General features: G+C 38.7%; 19 protein-coding genes. 7 read left to right on the forward strand and 12 right to left on the reverse strand.

The features are described from left to right. Window positions 1-132: 132 nt before the first annotated feature. The 12 genes from BC008_RS09970 to BC008_RS10020 form a co-directional block, all read right to left on the reverse strand. Window positions 133-2,475: an HAD-IIIC family phosphatase gene (locus tag BC008_RS09970; RefSeq protein ID WP_058183486.1), complete on the reverse strand. Its 2,343-nt coding sequence runs from the start codon at window positions 2,473-2,475 to the stop codon at window positions 133-135. Between the two features lie 667 nt (window positions 2,476-3,142). Continuing rightward, window positions 3,143-4,030: an FAD/NAD(P)-binding protein gene (locus BC008_RS09975; protein WP_082650529.1), complete on the reverse strand. Its 888-nt coding sequence runs from the start codon at window positions 4,028-4,030 to the stop codon at window positions 3,143-3,145. Between the two features lie 15 nt (window positions 4,031-4,045). Next, window positions 4,046-4,525 carry a cyclic nucleotide-binding domain-containing protein gene (locus BC008_RS09980; protein ID WP_027845250.1) on the reverse strand — a complete coding sequence of 160 codons (480 nt, stop codon included), beginning with the start codon at window positions 4,523-4,525 and terminating at the stop codon, window positions 4,046-4,048. Between the two features lie 234 nt (window positions 4,526-4,759). Then, window positions 4,760-5,887, reverse strand: a complete 1,128-nt coding sequence (locus BC008_RS09985; RefSeq protein ID WP_027844921.1) for a 4Fe-4S dicluster domain-containing protein — start codon at window positions 5,885-5,887, stop codon at window positions 4,760-4,762. A 154-nt stretch (window positions 5,888-6,041) separates the two neighbouring features. Then, the gene (locus tag BC008_RS09990; protein ID WP_027844920.1) at window positions 6,042-6,305 is read right to left on the reverse strand and encodes a hydrogenase maturation nickel metallochaperone HypA; all 264 of its coding nucleotides are present in this window, start codon (window positions 6,303-6,305) and stop codon (window positions 6,042-6,044) included. Continuing rightward, window positions 6,287-6,781: a hydrogenase maturation protease gene (locus BC008_RS09995; RefSeq protein ID WP_036266758.1), complete on the reverse strand. Its 495-nt coding sequence runs from the start codon at window positions 6,779-6,781 to the stop codon at window positions 6,287-6,289. The genes BC008_RS09990 and BC008_RS09995 overlap by 19 nt, the downstream gene beginning before the upstream one ends. Next, window positions 6,762-8,054, reverse strand: coding sequence for a Ni/Fe hydrogenase subunit alpha (locus tag BC008_RS10000; protein WP_027844918.1), 1,293 nt, complete (start codon window positions 8,052-8,054; stop codon window positions 6,762-6,764). Before BC008_RS10000 ends, BC008_RS09995 begins: the two co-directional genes overlap by 20 nt. Window positions 8,055-8,124: 70 nt before the next feature. After that, window positions 8,125-8,283: a hypothetical protein gene (locus BC008_RS50415; RefSeq protein WP_201026106.1), complete on the reverse strand. Its 159-nt coding sequence runs from the start codon at window positions 8,281-8,283 to the stop codon at window positions 8,125-8,127. A gap of 29 nt (window positions 8,284-8,312) precedes the next feature. After that, window positions 8,313-8,630 carry a GNAT family N-acetyltransferase gene (locus BC008_RS50420; protein WP_201026107.1) on the reverse strand — a complete coding sequence of 106 codons (318 nt, stop codon included), beginning with the start codon at window positions 8,628-8,630 and terminating at the stop codon, window positions 8,313-8,315. Window positions 8,631-8,661: 31 nt separating this feature from the next. After that, window positions 8,662-9,525 carry an SDR family oxidoreductase gene (locus BC008_RS10010; RefSeq protein ID WP_027844917.1) on the reverse strand — a complete coding sequence of 288 codons (864 nt, stop codon included), beginning with the start codon at window positions 9,523-9,525 and terminating at the stop codon, window positions 8,662-8,664. Between the two features lie 94 nt (window positions 9,526-9,619). After that, a complete protein-coding gene (locus BC008_RS10015; RefSeq protein WP_027844916.1) occupies window positions 9,620-9,964 on the reverse strand; it encodes a DUF7670 domain-containing protein in 345 nt (114 codons plus the stop codon). 18 nt (window positions 9,965-9,982) lie between these two features. Further along, the gene (locus tag BC008_RS10020; RefSeq protein ID WP_027844915.1) at window positions 9,983-10,768 is read right to left on the reverse strand and encodes an NADH-quinone oxidoreductase subunit B family protein; all 786 of its coding nucleotides are present in this window, start codon (window positions 10,766-10,768) and stop codon (window positions 9,983-9,985) included. Window positions 10,769-11,287: 519 nt separating this feature from the next. Here BC008_RS10020 and BC008_RS10025 point away from each other — a divergent pair. The 7 genes from BC008_RS10025 (at window position 11,288) to BC008_RS10055 (ending at window position 17,686) form a co-directional block, all read left to right on the forward strand. Further along, window positions 11,288-11,887 (forward strand): response regulator transcription factor, encoded by a 600-nt coding sequence (locus tag BC008_RS10025; RefSeq protein WP_027844914.1) that lies wholly within the window; start codon window positions 11,288-11,290, stop codon window positions 11,885-11,887. A gap of 97 nt (window positions 11,888-11,984) precedes the next feature. Further along, window positions 11,985-12,950, forward strand: coding sequence for a mechanosensitive ion channel family protein (locus tag BC008_RS10030; RefSeq protein ID WP_027844913.1), 966 nt, complete (start codon window positions 11,985-11,987; stop codon window positions 12,948-12,950). A gap of 392 nt (window positions 12,951-13,342) precedes the next feature. Then, entirely contained in the window at window positions 13,343-14,404 is a 1,062-nt protein-coding gene (locus tag BC008_RS10035) for a baseplate J/gp47 family protein (RefSeq protein WP_058183487.1), read from the forward strand. Beyond that, window positions 14,394-15,056, forward strand: a complete 663-nt coding sequence (locus BC008_RS10040) for a phage tail protein I (protein WP_027844912.1) — start codon at window positions 14,394-14,396, stop codon at window positions 15,054-15,056. The genes BC008_RS10035 and BC008_RS10040 overlap by 11 nt, the downstream gene beginning before the upstream one ends. A 2-nt stretch (window positions 15,057-15,058) precedes the next feature. After that, complete coding sequence (locus tag BC008_RS10045; protein WP_027844911.1) at window positions 15,059-16,906, forward strand: phage tail protein; 1,848 nt, start codon at window positions 15,059-15,061, stop codon at window positions 16,904-16,906. A 30-nt stretch (window positions 16,907-16,936) separates the two neighbouring features. Continuing rightward, window positions 16,937-17,155: a hypothetical protein gene (locus BC008_RS10050; RefSeq protein WP_027844910.1), complete on the forward strand. Its 219-nt coding sequence runs from the start codon at window positions 16,937-16,939 to the stop codon at window positions 17,153-17,155. Between the two features lie 90 nt (window positions 17,156-17,245). Continuing rightward, complete coding sequence (locus BC008_RS10055; RefSeq protein WP_027844909.1) at window positions 17,246-17,686, forward strand: hypothetical protein; 441 nt, start codon at window positions 17,246-17,248, stop codon at window positions 17,684-17,686. The last annotated feature ends 58 nt before the right edge of the window (window positions 17,687-17,744 follow it).

The following is a 17,744-nucleotide window of genomic DNA, read 5'->3' on the forward strand; positions in this document are numbered from 1 at the left end:
TAGTTAACAGCCATCAGTTAACAGTTATCTCACTGATACATCGATAAGTAAGAGTAGTAGAAAACATTTTTACTTTTTCACAAATATAATTTGAGAGCTTGATACGTTGATAGGTTTTTACTGTTTGGTCATTTACAAAACACCTTCATCGTATTCGTCTTCAGTATCAGCAATAGAACTACTAATGTGTTGTGTTGTAGTTTGCAGTACCTGAAAACTCTCAGCTAAGCCAGTTACCGTAGGGAATTCAAATAAAAGATTTAGAGACAGTTCCAATTTAAAAGCGTCCCGCAATCGAGAAATTAAATGAGTTGCAGATAGGGAATTTCCCCCCAATTCGAAAAAGTTATCATTAATACCCACCCGATCTATTTTTAAAACTTCAGCGAACAGACTTGCGATCGCTTTCTCTACAGAAGTACGAGGAGCAACAAATCCAATTTCTAATTCTGGACGTTGACGTTGTTGTCGATATAAAATTTCCTGGAGTATAAGTTCGGGGGTATATAACTCTTTTGCTACACGTTCCCAAATAATTCCTTCTGAGGAATCCCGTAGATCTGAGGTATTTGTAGTTTCAATTTGTTGAGAATTATTTTGCTGCAAATCCTGTGGAGATGGAGTTTCTGTTTCTACTTGATTTGGATTAAAAGTTAATCTAGTCAAAGCTGTAGATGAAAATTGAAATAACTCAACAGTATTATTTTTAGGAGTTACGCACTCATTACCAACTTTCAATGGTTTGGGATTGCTTCCTATAGTCGCAATGACCGTATTTACATTGTCCATGCGTAAGTCGCGATCTTCTTGGTTGTATTTCTCCTGGTTACACTCATCCAGTTTCAACTTCTCACTAATACTTTCAAGAAAATCTAAAGCTGGTTTATTTTTCTGGGTCTGTTGATATAAAAGATTAACTTTGCTCAATCCTTTATCTCGTGCTGTTTTCCCCAAATAGGAAACCACCCGATGCTCCACACCTCGACCAAGTACCCGACAACTGAGTAAAAAAGTATCTACACTTAATACATCATCATTATCATTAGAGGAAAACAACATTAAACCAACTAAACCATAATCTCCAAATCGGTCTTTGACGCGAACAACTCGACACTCCAACATACCAGAATCACAGAGTTGTTGAATTTCAACTTCTGACCGTCGGATAGTAGTAAAGTTAAATTGATTAGTACGTTGAGTTAGTTGAGAAACCCGTGGTAAGTCTTCCGGTTTCATCTGAGAAATCTCAATTTCTAAACCCAATTTCGTCAGAAAATCAGTAAAAGTGAGAGACTTTTGATGTAAACGCTGACGTTGGACATTTTGCTGATAAAGTTCAGTTCTTTTCTGATCTTCTTTAGTTACTTGTATCTGGTCGAATGCCCAAATATGCTGGATAAATTGGGGAATTTGTTCGCATTCTTTAGGAAGTTGTAGGGTTAAAACCTGGGGACAATTAGCCTTAACTTCCCCACACTCCACCGGATTGTCATCAATGAATATAAAACTATCCAAACCCAATTGAAGTTCTGCAGCAAGGGATTTCAAATTTTCAGACTTAGTTTTCCAATTAATCCGCCAATTTACCACCCGATCTGTTTTTAGTAACATATCTGGATGTTGTTCAAATACTGCAAACACATCAGCTTCAACATTCTTACTGCACAAACAAATCAGCTTTCCCGCTTCTTGCTGTGCAATGATAAATTTTTGTAGTGCTTGATATGGAGGGCTAATTTTCACCCCAGTTGAACCATCTTCACCACAAACTCCACTCCACAGAGTGTTATCGCAATCGAGAACAATTACTTTATAAGGTAAACTTTTCAAAGCATGGATTTTTCGCGCCAGCATTGTACCCAAAGCACAAAAGAAAGATGGAGTGTAGGGAATTTTTCCTTCTTCTTCACCGTAAGGGTCGTAGTAATCTGCAACTGGATAAGTTCTATTTAACTCTTCATATGTCACTACGTATACACCGTTGATGTGATTTAATTCAGACACCAACCATGTCTCCATATCCCGATACAGCTGCACCCGATTAATATCCCCAAGTGCTGACGGAGAAACCGGACAAATACAAACCAGATAAGGAGTTTTTGAACCTTGTGTCGCTCCTTGCATAGCCAGCAAGAATTCTTCTACACTGTGCTTAAAAGTTTCATCATCCTGGTACCAGTCCTCAAATCGTATCAGAATTAGATTTACACCTTGCTGATTCTGCGATGTGATACTATTTTTGTCGAGTAACTGTTGAAATATTTGATTGTAAGGGGCAAACTCAATCGAGTGAAAGATTCCTATTTCTTGCATCCAAAATTCAAGAGTATCTTTCACTGGTTCGCTAGTAAAGGATGCAGCAATTGCAATATTCTGGATTATTTTTTCCCTTTTTCCTTTGGACAACTCATTTCCAGAGGATTGTCCTGCTTCTGGTGAATCTTTTACTTTTTTGATTAATCCTGTTGGTAACATCAAAACCCCTGCTTCAGATCGAGTCTTATACTGTTGAAATATTTGTCAGTTATTCGAAAAAATAAATTATTAGTAAACAACATCAAGGCTTATAACCGCAGGTGTTGTAACCCTAGTTATAAAGAATATTGTGTCCCACAGATAAACTACCCCCCTGAACAGGACATACTCTGCGAAAGCATGAATATAACCCTGTCCTAGAGCATCATTAGTAAATATGCTTATGGGGACAGGAAGGAAATTTTTCCCTGGATATAAAAGGGTTAGATATTTCCTACAGTCTCTTCTGAGAGGTTAAAATCATGTTTTATTTACCTTCTTAGTAATATTACGTTTTTATATTTTTTGTCTGTTTTTTTTTATACTAATATTTTCAGAAGATTTATTAGGTTGTCAGTGACTACAAAAACCACAGTAATGTTATTTGTATTATAAAAACCAGAGTTCAAACAACCTAATGAAAGACAAGTAAGTGATGTACAGGCGAGAAGCTAAAAGTCAGGTGTAAAGCGCATTCCACTTCTGATTCCTGTCTTCTGACTCCTGAATTCTGTTATGAAAGCTGAAATAACCTAAATTTGTGGGAATCATCACAGATGTGATTTACGGCGATTGTTGAAGGTTGATGTATTCACACCTGCCAATGCCCCATCCCCATCCCAACCCCTCAAAACTCCCTTTGTTCAAACCAAAACTTAATTTTGTCATACCTGAACACAGGTCCATCCTTGCAAATAAAAGTTGGTCCAAGTTGACAATGTCCGCAAAAACCAACAGCACACTTCATATTCCGTTCCATTGAAATATAAATGTTATCTGGACTGACTCCCCGTTTTAATAACTCTGCAATTGTAAACTGCATCATCACTTCCGGTCCGCACATTATTGCTGTGGTATTGAGTCGGTCAAAAGGTGCTCTACGTATCAAGTGTGTCACAACTCCGACATTGCCCTGCCAACCAGCTTGAGCCCGATCAACTGTGACAAATACTTCCAGGTCGAGGTGAGATTTCCATGCTTTTAAATCGCGACGAAAGAGTATATCTTGAGGCGTACGAGTCCCGAAAAGCAAAACAACCTTACCGTATTTTTGTCTATTTGCCAGTATATGATATACCGCAGGTCTGAGTGGAGCTAAACCAATTCCTCCGGCAACTAAAACTACATCATTACCCTCAGCAATCTGTAAAGGCCAAAAACTACCAAAGGGTCCCCGTATCCCCATTGTGTCACCAGGTCTGAGCTTACTCAAGGCAGTGGTAACATTTCCTACTATTCTGGTAGTATGTTGTAATTTCTCCGGTTCTTGTGGATTCCCACTAATAGAAATAGCACACTCACCTGTGCCGAAAGCATAGAGCATGTTAAATTGACCGGGCACAAAGTTAAATTGTTCTTTACCGTCAGCAGGTTCTAACTCTAGGGTAAAAGTATCATGAGTTTCCTTACGCGTTCGTTTTACCCGGTAAATTTTCGGGAGCATCGGGTTAACTGGGGTATGAGAGGGAAGATAGAGGTGTGGAGATATATTCTCTTTCCTTTTAAAAGTGGTCATAATAATTAAAAGTGGTCATAATAACTTTCTCTCTGGTAAACCGTAGAGATCTAAAAGTTGTAACCGGGTTGCTTGTAAGCTCTCTAACATGATGAAGGAAAAGCGTTTCATCATTTCGTAACCCAGTTCCGGATCGTTGTCACATTTACCGCGCAAACACCGACCATCTAATGCGATCGCTCGCGTTAATTCTAGCGCTCGAGCATCAAATTGCCATTGGTAGGGTGGAAATAGCCAAGACCATCCCAGAACATCATTGTCTGTGAGGGTTTTAATGACTATTGCTTGTTTTCCGGGAGAACTGATTTCTACTGAAACTCTGCCATGTCTAAGCAGGTAAAATCTGTTTGCCTCTTCTTCGCGATGGAAAATCATTTGTCCTGCTTCAAAACAGGCATTTGATGCACATTCAACTAAAAGCTGGATGTACTCTGGTTTGAGTCCAAGAAAAAAACTATGTTCTTTTAAAAGTGGTTCTAAAGTAGATATTGTCATGGTGTGGAGGGGATTGGGGATAGCACTGCGTGCCGCCGCAAGCGGCATATGGGGACTAGCGATTGGGAAAATGAACAGTTTTAATACCAATTTGGAAAAATAATGAGACAGATATATTTTGTAGAGACCTTGCAGAGCCTGCGGCGTCGGCGTTAGCCTCTGCAAGGTCTCTACCGAAGGATCTGTTGCAATAATTTATTGAATCGGTATAACAAATCATTGTTCATAATTTAGTTAACTGCTTTCTTTGATTGCCTTCACTTCTTCAGTAATATCAATTCCTACCGGACACCAAGTAATACAACGCCCACAACCAACACATCCTGATGTTCCGAATTGATCGATCCAACTTGCTAGTTTATGGGTCATCCACTGGCGGTAACGGGACTTAATACTGGTTCGCACGCTTCCCCCATGCAGATAAGAAAAATCAATCGTGAAACAAGAATCCCACTGTCGCCATCGTTCGGCATGATTTCCTGTTAAATCAGTCACATCTTCTACTGTGGAACAAAAACAGGTGGGACAAACTAGGGTACAGTTACCACAAGCAAGACAACGGGAGGCGACATCATCCCATCGGGGATGCTCCAGATTGTCATACAAAAGTTCTTTTATACCTTCTGTATCTAAGTTGCGTCCCATTTGTTGTGCTGTTTGGGTAACAATCTCATCTGCTATGACTTGTTCGGCGGTGCTGGCTGGTTTATGGACTACTCTATCAATTACTTGTGCCCCAAGTTCGCTACCAACTTCAACCACAAAATAGTGACTTTCGGAATCTAAAACCTCAGTTAACGCTAGATCAAATCCCTGAATTGCTTTTGGTCCAGTTCGCATTGATGCACAGAAACATGTTCCCCCAGCTTGAGCGCAGTTGACAGCAACGATAAAAATATTATCCCGATTTGCTTTGTAGTGGGGATCTACGCTTTCACCTGAAAGAAAAACTTTATCTTGAATTGCGATCGCATTTAACTCGCAAGAGCGCATTCCAATAAAAGCTCTTTTGGTGGAATCAGGAATTTCTGGATTAACTTGAATATTCTGACCTTGACGTTGCGCTTTCCATAAACGAACCCTTGAAGGAAACAAATATTTCTTCCAGGAGTGGGGTCCAACTACATAGCCAAAAACAGCTTTATCGTTTCGCGATCGCAAACGATATGTTCCCCCATCTTGCTCGTCAGTCCATCCAATGGGAAAGTCTTCTACTTTAGATACTCGATCATAGACAATTGCACCTTCATTAATGGTAGGGCCAATTAATTGATATTCTTGTTGAGTGAGTACATCTAATAGCTGTTGCAAGTCCTCTCTCGCAACAATAACTCGGCTGTTGGTGGGAGATTTTTTATTCAATACATGTTCACCTCAAAACTTTTTAATTGCACTTTTCAATATTGGGAGCTTAAAAAACATGAGGAATAATTTTTCCCTCACATCGGCTCTATTTTTAGATTAAGCAAAAAAAATGGGGAACTTGTGAGGATTGTTGTTTTTTTTGTGGTGTTTACTAAACCTCAAATTCTACACTTTCAAGTAAAATATCCTCTGCAAAAGGGTCTTTCAAATCCTCTGATATCTGACACTCTAGATGAGCACCCTCTGCAACTGTATCTTTAGATGCTAACTGAAAATGTTGCTGTAAATGCTCGCTAGAAATATGCGAAAGTGCTCCCAATTTTACTTTAACTGATATAGCTCTTGTACCTTCTTGCTCTAAAACAACAGTATTAATTTTTTTAATGAGGTCATTAACTAAACTTGCTTCGTGCATAATTCTATTAGTATTTGTTGTACGACTTTTTCTGTAGCTTGTTCAACTTCTGGAGAAAGTCCTATCCCATGGGAAAAATTCTTTCCTTCCACGCCATATATAATTAACTTGGATGGGAGTTGATTTAAAGTTCTTGCCAGTTCCACTGCTTCAGCAACACTAAAAGCATGAGTTGAATAGTTAAAAAACTTTGCAGGTACTACTTTTATCTGAGCATCAATGCGATGAATTTTACCAACTTCAGCTCCAGACATTACAGCATCAAATAGATAAACAGTTGTTGCGTCTTGCCATAATTCCATCAATGCAACACCTTCACCTGATGCTTCAATAATTTTTATTTCTGGGGTCTTGGTTTCTGGATATATTTGGTTGCGGAATTTTTTCGCAATTACTAACCCAACCGCATCATCCTGGCGGAATTTATTACCAACACCAATCAGTAATATTTGATGATTATGGTTCTCTTTCGACATTAAGCTTTAGGAAATGGGTTGAACACGATATGCAGGGGTCGTAATTACGAATTACTTGTTCAGATTGTTGTCGCAATTGTTCGTCTGGTAAATCTATGTGTTGTTCGACAAACTTCCAGAGGTCTTTTTCAATAGTTGACTGGTTCTGGGATGTGGGAGGTACAATCTTGGCATCGAGAATATCTCCTTGCTCATCAAGTTGATAACGGTGATAGCAAATACCGCGAGGTGCTTCGGTGCAACCATGCCCAGTACCAGGTTTAATTGTATATTCCGCAACAGGCTGACTTGACATTTCCTCGGATTCAATAATACGCAATGCTTCCTGGGCTGCGTATAGTACTTCTAAACTCCGGATGATAATGCTTTGAAAGGGATTGCTACAAAATGATTCTAAGCCGATATTGCGAGCAACTGCTTGGATTTGGGGTGTTAGTTTTTCGAAATTTAAATTGTAGCGTGCTAGCGGTCCGACAAAGTAATTTCCCCGCTCCTTGATAGTTGAATGTAACGCCGTAGAATGAGGTTTATGTATCTCTGCAATGCAATCGTAAAATTCACTAATAGGAATGTCCAAACCTTTATTAGAAACCAAACGCCCTTCATTCATCGGATATTCTTCAGGATGTTGCAGCGCCACAAATTCATAGTCTGGCTCAAATTCAGGGAAAGTAAACCCAGCGACCCAACGTGCTGTTGATTCAGCAGCCTCAATTGCCCATTCTAGATCTGGGATAAGGGACTGTAACTCTTGTTTTGTCAGCATTTTGTAAAAACCACCCACCCTAACATTGATCGGGTGAACTTCTCTACCACCAACCAAAGACATAATTTGATTGCCAATTTTTTTTAACCGCAGTCCTCGTTTAACAATATCTGGGTAATCCTTTGCCATTTCAACAGCACTGTCATAACCAAGGAAATCGGGAGCGTGCAACATAAATATGTGTAAACTATGGCTCTCAATCCATTCGCCACAGTAAATCAGCCGTCGCATTGCGCGAATAGTACCCGCAACTTTAACTCCGAAGCAATCTTCCATCGCATGAATAGCACTCATCATATATGCGATCGGGCAAATACCGCAGATACGAGCGGTAATATCTGGAGCTTCACTATATTTTCGCCCCCGTAAAAAAGCTTCAAAAAATCGGGGTGGTTCAAAAATTTTTAGTTTAACTTCTTTAACTTTATCGTTTTTGATTTTCACATACATCGCGCCTTCGCCTTCGACGCGAGCCAAGTAATTGACCTTGATTGTTTTAGTTGTCATGATTCACTACTCGGTTAATAAGATAAGAAGAAAAAAGAAGATGCTTCCCCGCCATCCCCTACACTTTTGGTTAGCAATTTGCAGAAAAACCTTGGTGAAACTCCACAATGCCACGAGCACCATTTTTCTCAAAGGTTAAGGTAAGAAAATATTCTTGCGGAACACCGTCAAGAATCAAATCAGGAAAGTTTCTGAAGCCGAACCGTTCGTAGTATTTGGGGTCGCCCACAAGAACACAACCTTTGCCTCCTAAGGCTTTCAGCAAGGATAAACCTTCATGAATAAGAGGGATTTCCCGATACCTTGTTTCTGGAATTCTGGCAAAACAGAGATAGGACCAAGACCATACCAATTTTGACTATCGTCAGAAATGTTAACTGGGGAGAAGGCTATATGACCTACCACCTTTCCACCAACTTCTGCAACCAGTGAAACTGTTAATGCATTGGCAGATCGCAGTGCATTAACTATGAATTGCTCTGTGTTGTTACTATGTGGATGATTTTCGAAAGCTGCTTTGGTGACTGCGGATATTGCTTCAAAATCGGACGCTGACTCATTACGTATAACAACCATATTCAACCTCAATCTAAGCGTCACCTATGGATTAACTGGTAACTACACCAAGTCTAGCCTTTCTCTTTTCAATCCACTCATTTAAAGTTGTCGTTGGTGCACCTAAGATACAGTTAGCTTCTTCTGGTTCGCCTATTTCACTGACCTTTTCGAAATAAGACATTAATCTGCCCGCAAACCCAAGTTCTCGGTTGCGCGTGATAAATGACAACACCTTAACAAGCCAGAAAGGCATGATAGATATCTTCTTGATATCCGAATGAAACACAGAACAATAGCGTCTTAATGCCTCATCCATAGTAATCAGTTCTGGACCATAAATGAAGAATCTTCTATTTGCTGCTTCCTCAGAACTATAAGCAGTTGAAACCATCCTAGCAAAATCGTCTGCCGCTATCCAGTGGTAAGCTTGAGGTTGCTTTCCAAAAACAGAGGCTCGACCTTGAGTAACGAATTTCGGTAAAACCTCCATAAACCAACTGGGACAGAAAATGGTGTAGGAAATTCCACTATCTCGGATCGCTTTTTCTGCTATGAACTTCCGATCTACTAGGAAAAACCATCTGTTCTCCTCAGTGACAGTTACTCCTGAAACATATGATATTCGCTCAATTGCTGTCTTGGAAGCGACTTTCGCAATCATCTCAGTTGCTTGCTGTTCCACTTCAGTTGGAAGACTGATATGAACTCCATGACAGCCATTTAGCGCCTCCCTCAAGCTATTAGTTTCGACTGGATTTCCAACCACAACCTCAAAAGAATCATCAAATAGCTTTTTCGCTTTTTGACCATCCCTTGTCATAATCCGCACTCGAAATCCATCTTCTTGCAGACGGTGTGAAACAGGTTGTCCCAACATTCCAGTACCACCAACGACTAAGATAGTCTTTTGCATCTTCTTTCCCTCCTCAGAATAATGTTTCTTGATACTTTTATGTGCGTTTAAGCTGGGAAAATATCACTTCAAACCCGTCCATAGGCGACAACTATCACCTTTTCAACTGTGCTCTGTATATCCAGTTGAGTAGAAACAGAAGACCTATAAGAAACAGTGGTCCGGAAATTACCCAACTCCCACCTCCGCTGGAAAATATATAGAATAAAGCCAAAGCGATGAACAGAAATGCTCCCACCCCCTCCCAACGCCATGCAATAAGTAACGCCATAACAACCATGCATGTTGGGATTAGATGGATTAGTAAGGCAAGAATTGTTTCTCCAAAGTCATAACCTGCACTGAATACATCTAAAGCAAATATACTCAAAAATATTGCGAAAAGAATGCACAGAATTCTTGGAGCCCAGAATAGAATTCGCTTTGTATTTCTATTCATTAGTTAATCCTTAGTATTCTAACTAGTGAAAGGTGAGTCATGGGATTCACTTTCTTTACGAAAAGCTTCTGCGTAAGCGTTATAAGTGCGGTAACTGCGTACTAAATCGGCTTGATTCACACCCAAATTTTTCCACCAGTCACTTAAAGATGCAGTATTAGGAGTTTCAGCAGGTCCATAACAACCATAACAACCCCGGTTGTACGCCGGACAAATTGCTCCACAGCCAGCCTGGGTCACCGGTCCCAAGCAGGGTATACCTTGGGCGACCATAACACAAACAGTCCCCCGACGCTTGCACTCCATACAAACGCTGTATTGGGAAACATTAGGTTTGCGGTGAGATAAAAAAGCGCTAATTACCTCCAATAATTGATACTTGTTAATTGGACAACCCCGCAATTCAAAATCAACAAAAACATGGTCAGCGATCGCAGTAGATTTACTCAAGGTTTCGATATATTCTGGCGATGCATAAACAATAGAAGTGAATTCTTTAACGCTCTTAAAATTACGCAGTGCTTGAATACCTCCTGCTGTTGCACAAGCACCGATAGTCACCAAGTATTTTGATACTCGTCGTACCTTGTGAATTCGTTCTTCATCATGGGGTGTAGTAATTGAACCTTCTACTAGAGATAAATCATAAGGTCCTTTAACAACAGCGCTGGAAGCTTCTAGAAAATTTGCAATTTCAACTTCTCCTGCTAATGCAAGTAATTCATCTTCGCAATCCAGTAAACTTAACTGACAACCATCACAGGAAGCAAACTTCCAGACTGCGAGTTTAGGTTTTTTACTCATTATGAAACATGATTTTATGGATAATTTTTTATTTTTCAGTTTTCTCTACATCTACCTTTATAGAAAAAAAATATGAGGAATTTGTGATGGGAATTATTGGTAAAGCTTCTTTTTTATTTTCTACCACTTTGTTGTGCTCGATTTATACTTCGGACGGGTCTTTCTGGCTCGGGAATTGATGGTACTCGTGTCAATTTCTGCCAAAAGTGGATCCTCCCCCTTTTTCTTCCCTATTTCTTCTCGATACTTTTATTAAATACTGAAAGTATAAATTATAGAATAATAAGCGATAAAAAAGTTTCCTAGAAAATTCTGCTTCTTATTAATCTTTAGTTGTTTTTTATTTGCTTCTTTTGAAAATTATTTTGAAGCAAGACTTAGAGAACAACAAATTTTTTAACCAAAAGGTTTGGAAATAACCTTGACCTAAAACTTTTACTAAAACTTTTGTTTTTATTCTGTGAGGTATAAAACTATGTCAGCGTCACAATCATATGAAAGAATGGAGGATTGAATCAGATGTTTAACCAATCTCAAACATTACAACTATATACCCGAACTAATGGTTTTCCATTCTGGAAAAACCTGGATCACTATATTGTTCCAGATTCGAAAACTAGTACTATCCTCATTGCTGATGAAGAACTTGAAGTCTGCAATACTTTATCAGTTGCAGTTCGACAATGGGCGCAAGAGGAACAAAGAAATGTCAAAATAATTGCGTTTGAAAACGGACAACAAGCAATAGATTATGTACAAACAAGTCATCAAAATCCACCGTTTTTGGCAATTCTCGACCTGCGTATGCCCAAGATGAATGGACTCCAATCAGCTCAAAGGATAAATCAGCTTTTTCCACAAATGGCAATTATTATTACTGCCTCACATAATGAGAATGACGAACAATTAATCAAACAAGCTGATAGTTTTGCCAATCAAAACTCCCACATTGGTTTTATTATTCGCACCAATAGTCTTCATCTCTTAAAAGTAACTTTGGAGTCGGAAATTAACGAAGTTTTTTCAGGTAGGAAGCAAGCACAGGAAAATCCAGACTTGTTCAGAAAATTTCAAGGTACTCTAAGTCACCTGTTAAGTAAGGTAAGGGAAACTTTTTAAATTCCTCTTAACTCTTCTAAATCTTTCCAGTTATTCCATCAAGAAGATACAAATAGCAAATTACGTTAAAAAACTCATATATAAGGAGAAATTAGAAATGGAACTCACTCTGATGTCAGTCACTAAGGGTCTTATGAGTGGATTAATCTTAGGGGCTTTATATCTTATTGGTAATCCCTATATTCGTAAGTTAGGCAGTAACGGTAGGGCACTTGCTTATGTACTCAGTATTTTTGCTTGGCCAGCTATTTTGGTAGTTTGTCTTGCAGTTGCTGAAATTCACCTTGGTTTACTGGTCTCTTTAACTAGCGCGTTAGCTTTTGGTTTTTCTTTTGGCTCTAAGCAAGTTGTGGAAAATGTCGCTACCGTAGTCTTAAACTTACGGGATGACATTTATCAAGTAGGTGACATTATTGGCTTTTCTGGTGATAATGATTTCTATCAAGTTGCTGCAATTAAAACTTCTAGTGTCAAGTTAGTTTCAATGGGGGGACATGCAGGTCGAATTCTCAACGCCTCTCCTAGCGCACTTGCACAAAAGGAATTTATTAACTACACCCAAGATGGCTATGGTACTTTGTGTAAATGGATTTTCCCCATTTCTCTAAAGGCTCAGATTGACCAACCAGGTAGGGGAGATATGACTAATATGGAAGACACTTTACTTAGAGCAGCTAAAGAGGTTCAGTCTTGGATTATTCAAAATACTAAACATCCAGATGCTAAAGCGAGCTTTGCTGCTGAAGCAAGTAAAGAAAAGGGTCGTCAGGATATTCCTGCTGGAGTGTTTTTGACCAAAGTGGAAAAATTCATTCATCACTATGTTGTTGCTCTATGGGTTCCAGGGGTTGAAATTTATAAAGTCACTTCTATTGGTAATGAGCTACTTCATCGTATCTGGTATTATGCAGTTGAGTATCATAGCTTAGAGCTAACCACGTCAACGACTACAGATGATACAGATATGGTCGAAGCCACTCAAGCCATCGCTATGTCTATCAAAGAAGGATTGGGTAAAGTACATGAATGGGATTCAAGTAAGCATTTTAAGGCTAAAGTTTAGGTGTGGGTGATATGGGATTTTTTCTAAACTTTCAAAGCAATTTAATTAAAGCGATAACTTAATAATAATCATCATCCTTAAAAGTTCAATTATTAAAGAAACATCCTTGTGTTTTAAGTAATAAATAATTGGAGTTTAGACTAGATTTAGAAATTATCCACAAAGGCAGCTTGAGAATTTCATTCACGGGTATTGGGCTTAATATGTTGATAATTCTTGCTCTACACAATGGTGCCTGATATGCCGCAGGCGGCAAGCAAGTACTATCCCCGTTTATTTATGACGGGGAGCAGTTCAACACATTTTGGTTTAATTTTTCTTGCGTTTACTCTGTGGTAGCTTAAGGAAATATCTCTTTATTGACCTATTAATTTTTAATTCCATATCTTCATATGACTTTACCTTTACCCAATTTAGATGATCGCACCTATCAGGATTTAATGGAAGAAGCCCGTCGCTTAATTCCCATAGAATATCCTGAGTGGACCGATCATAATCCCAGTGATGCTGGAATAACCATTTTAGAGTTAATGGCGTGGTTAACCGAAATGGTGATTTATCGGGTTAATCGGATTCCTGATGAAAATATTGAAGTCTTTTTGAAACTCCTCAATGGGAAAGATTGGGAAAAAACTTCTGATTTAGATTTAGATATGGCTATACAGCAAACCATTATCGATCTACGGAAGCGTTACCGAGCAGTCACACCGGAAGATTATGAAACACTCATCCTCAAAGATTGGTCTGAAATGATTGCTCCATTGGATAAATATCCGGAGTATCTTCGTAGCCCGTCATGTAAAATTGCACGGGTAAAATGTTTCTCACAACAAAACTTAGAAGATTTTGAAGGAGAGAATTTTGAAGGAGAGAATTTTGAAGGAAGGAATTCGAGCGAGTTGAAAGAGCGACTCGCAGTGGGACATATGAGTGTAGTCATTGTTCCTCCCAAACCGCAGACTTCCGTTGAAGAACAACAACAAGAACAACTGTGTCGCTATATCTGGAATTATCTCGATGAGCGGCGTTTGTTAACCACGACTCATCATGTGACCCTACCTGAATATGTTGATGTACAAATTTCAGCCCAACTCCGGTTAAAAGAGGGAGCTAATTCAGAAGAAGTTAGGACATCTGCACAAAAAGCGATGGACAATTTTTTCGACCCCTTAACTGGAGGAGATAAGGGTCAAGGTTGGGATTTTGGGCGTGATGTCTATTTATCAGAAGTGTATCAGGTTTTAGATCGCTTACCTGGAGTTGATTATGTAAATGCTAAAAAAAATGAAGGAAATAATTCTGCAGAGCAAGCAGGGGATACTGTTATCTATAACGGTGTGGTTTTACAGAATCAAGTAAATATAAATACTGTAAAACTTAAAGATTATCAGTTAGTTAATCTTCGTAAACTAGAGTTGCAAATTCAGGAGAGTTGGGAGGAGGATGAACGCTAATACTAGCGAACAGCAAGTTAGTGAATATGTAAAATATTTACCCAGTATTTATCAGGACAATCAGTTTTTAGGACGCTTTCTATTAGCCTTTGAGCAGATTTTAACAGGACTTCCTGGTTCTGACACTTACGGTTTGGAGCAGTATATTGATAAAATTCATACTTATTTTTATCCGGGTTATCCAAGTAAAGAAAATAAAATTAATCCTGAAGAAACAGCACCAAAGGAATTTTTACCTTGGTTAGCCAGTTGGGTAGCTTTAAGTTTACGGGATGATTGGGAAGAAGAAACAAAACGAAGATTTATCAGTCAAATTGTTCCCTTATACCGTCTGAGAGGTACAAAAGCAGGGTTAACCCAGATTTTAAAGCTTTATACCCAAGAGGAGGTGAACATTTATGAATTTGACGATCCTCCCCATTATTTTCAAGTTGAACTCAGTTTAAGCGATCGCTCTGATTTAGCTCGCACGGAAGCGATCGCCAGAGCAATAATAGATCAAGAAAAACCGGCTCATACTTTCTATTCTCTGCAACTACTCTTTCCCAGTATGCAAATTATTAATAACTATGAATTTCAACCTGATAAGCCTGAAGAATCCAAGGGTTTACGCTTAGGTTACAACAGTTTATTAGGGACTTCAAGCAACTAAAAATGCCTGCGAATTACCAACAACCAGAATATGTTGAACGTCGAACCCGCTATTTCGACGGACAATTTCTCAAAGATCAAGATTTTATTGACGAGCAAAAATACCATATTGATCGTCTACGTCGTTCCCATAAATTACTGCATATTAAAGGAATTTGTGAGGGATTAAAGGTTACTGTTGACAATGAAAAGAAAACCTATGAAGTCATAGCCGGGACAGCTATAGATGAACAAGGAAGATTTATTGTTTTAGGGGAAAACTATAACGCGAGTTTTGAAGCGTTCACAGAATATGTAGATTTGTATATTAACTATAACGAAGAAGAATCAGATATTACTCAAGCTGGAAATGATACTAGTGAAGATGACCCCCAAAATCAGGGGGTAAAAGGTGCAACTCGCTGGTGGGAAAAACCTATTATCAAAGCGTATAATACACAAGAGCAAAATCAAATTCCACCAGACGCGATTTATTTAGCTCGACTAATACTAAAAGATGGAGATGCTACGGTCGATTCCACTCCTCGTAAATACTCAGGAATCCATTTACCCAGTAGTAATGATCCGGGTCCAATTTTACAATCTGGAGGAGATACAGCCCCTAGTTTAGCAAAATTAACAGGGAGTTTAAGTATTTCTGAGCAGTTAGGAGTTGGGACAGTTAGTTCAGGAATTGATTTAGCTATTGGGGATGATGATACTGGATTAAATCAAGAAGGGGAAAATGAATTAGCAATTTATACAGATAACAAAGAAAGATTAAGGATTGATGCATCAGGAAATCTGAGGATTGGGACGAAAACTCCAGATTCAAATTACAAACTTGATGTTGATGGAAATACGAATGTTAATGGCACAATTTACCGAGGAGGAAATCCTCTTATTTATGAAAATTATGAAATCTATTTAAGAGGCTCTGCTTTCGAGTCTACTGGAGGAAATAATACCTATTTAAGAATTGCTAATGTTTCAATACCTATGAATAATGGTAGGGGACTCAATACAGTTGTTCTAAATCCTAATGGTAGCTATAAGAGTAAAATTACTCACGATGTTTTTAGTACTGCAAATAATTGGAATACTTGGGCAGATTGGATTAATAATGCGAGCAACGTTGTTGATGGAGATGTTGTCGCAGTAGCCAGTTATGATGCGATAAGAAATGCTCCTACTGGAGGTTCGGCGGAAACTTTATTGAGAGCTATTAATGCTTTGAGAGTTTTTGCTGCACAACAAGGTAATGTACGTTCTCCCTATGCTCTATTATTTATCAAGGGACAAACAGGAGCGATGGAAGTTTCTCAACCTTATAAAGGACCCAACGCTCATCTTAAAACAACTTACTATGAACTGTTTAATTATGGTAATAGTTCGGTTGTTTTAAGGGGAATGATCATAATGTGGTCTGGAAATGTAGATCATATTCCTCATGGTTGGGGTTTGTGTGATGGTAATAATGGGACGCCTGATTTGCAAGATCGATTTATTGTGGGTGCTGGCTCCGGTAGTAATTCTAGTTACGCTCCCGATCAAAAAGGCGAACCTGACCAGCACCAGCACAATATCGATCTACCACCCAAGGAATTAAACACCTCATCAGCAGGAGGACACAATCACAGCCCTAACGCAAATTGGTACAATCGAAGTTTTTTGAGAGATGTGGCTGCTGCTGGGAAGAAACGTGCTAATGGTATAGATAGGGGCTCAGGTAATGTTGGGGATGCTAGAAGCTCAACAGAAGGCAACCACTCTCACTCATTAACTATTGATTATTCTCCCATAAATAGTAGTTTAAGCTCAGGGCATAATCGACCCAAGTGGTACGCACTTTGCTTCATTATGAAGCTCTAGTACAGCCATGAATATAAGAGTAAGGGGAACATGAGAGAAAAATTAGCAAAACGCCTCCAACAACTCAAAGCCGAATTTGCATCAGGACAAAAAGTCCTTGCAGATTTGGAAAACAAACAAGCAAATGTCCGTGACACTTTACTCCGCATTCAAGGAGCAATTCAAGTATTGGAAGAAGAGTTAAGTGAATATAACGATAATGGTGTCATATATGAACCAGAAACTTTAGAAATCCTCAAAAAAGAATAACTTGAGAATTAATCTACAATCCGTAATAAGTCAATTTATCCACTATTACTCAGTTAACTCAAAATTTACCGAAAAACTAATAATTCAATTATGTCAGATGATAAATTAATTTTAATTACTGGCGATTATGCAATTTTTGATGTTAGCTCTTTTAGTGGATTAACCTTTATTCCTCCTCCTCCACCTTTTGTTCTCTCTGGAACCGGGAAAATGAAAGTTAATGGTCAAATAATATGTGTAGAAGGAGATGAAAGTAAGATTCAAATTCCTTGTGGTTATAATACCCAAAGCTGTCCCCAACCTGGTGCAGGAATATTAACTATTGAATCTTTAAATAGCGACCAAAAAGCAAAAAAAAATAAATCTGGTGGTAAACCTGTTTTATTAAAAGGAAGCAAATTTAAGGCTAAATTTACCATAAATTCACCTGCGATAAATCCGCAAGCTGGAATACCAGATCCTTTAGCTTCACAAGGATATAAAGGACAAGGAGAATTTAATACGAATAATACAAAGGTCAAAGGAAGTTAATTAAGTTAAAAATCATTAGCGCCTAGCAAAGCGTAACGGATCCGTAGGTAGCGTAGCT

It is taken from the genome of Mastigocoleus testarum BC008 (assembly GCF_001456025.1).
GTDB classification, from domain to species: domain Bacteria; phylum Cyanobacteriota; class Cyanobacteriia; order Cyanobacteriales; family Nostocaceae; genus Mastigocoleus; species Mastigocoleus testarum.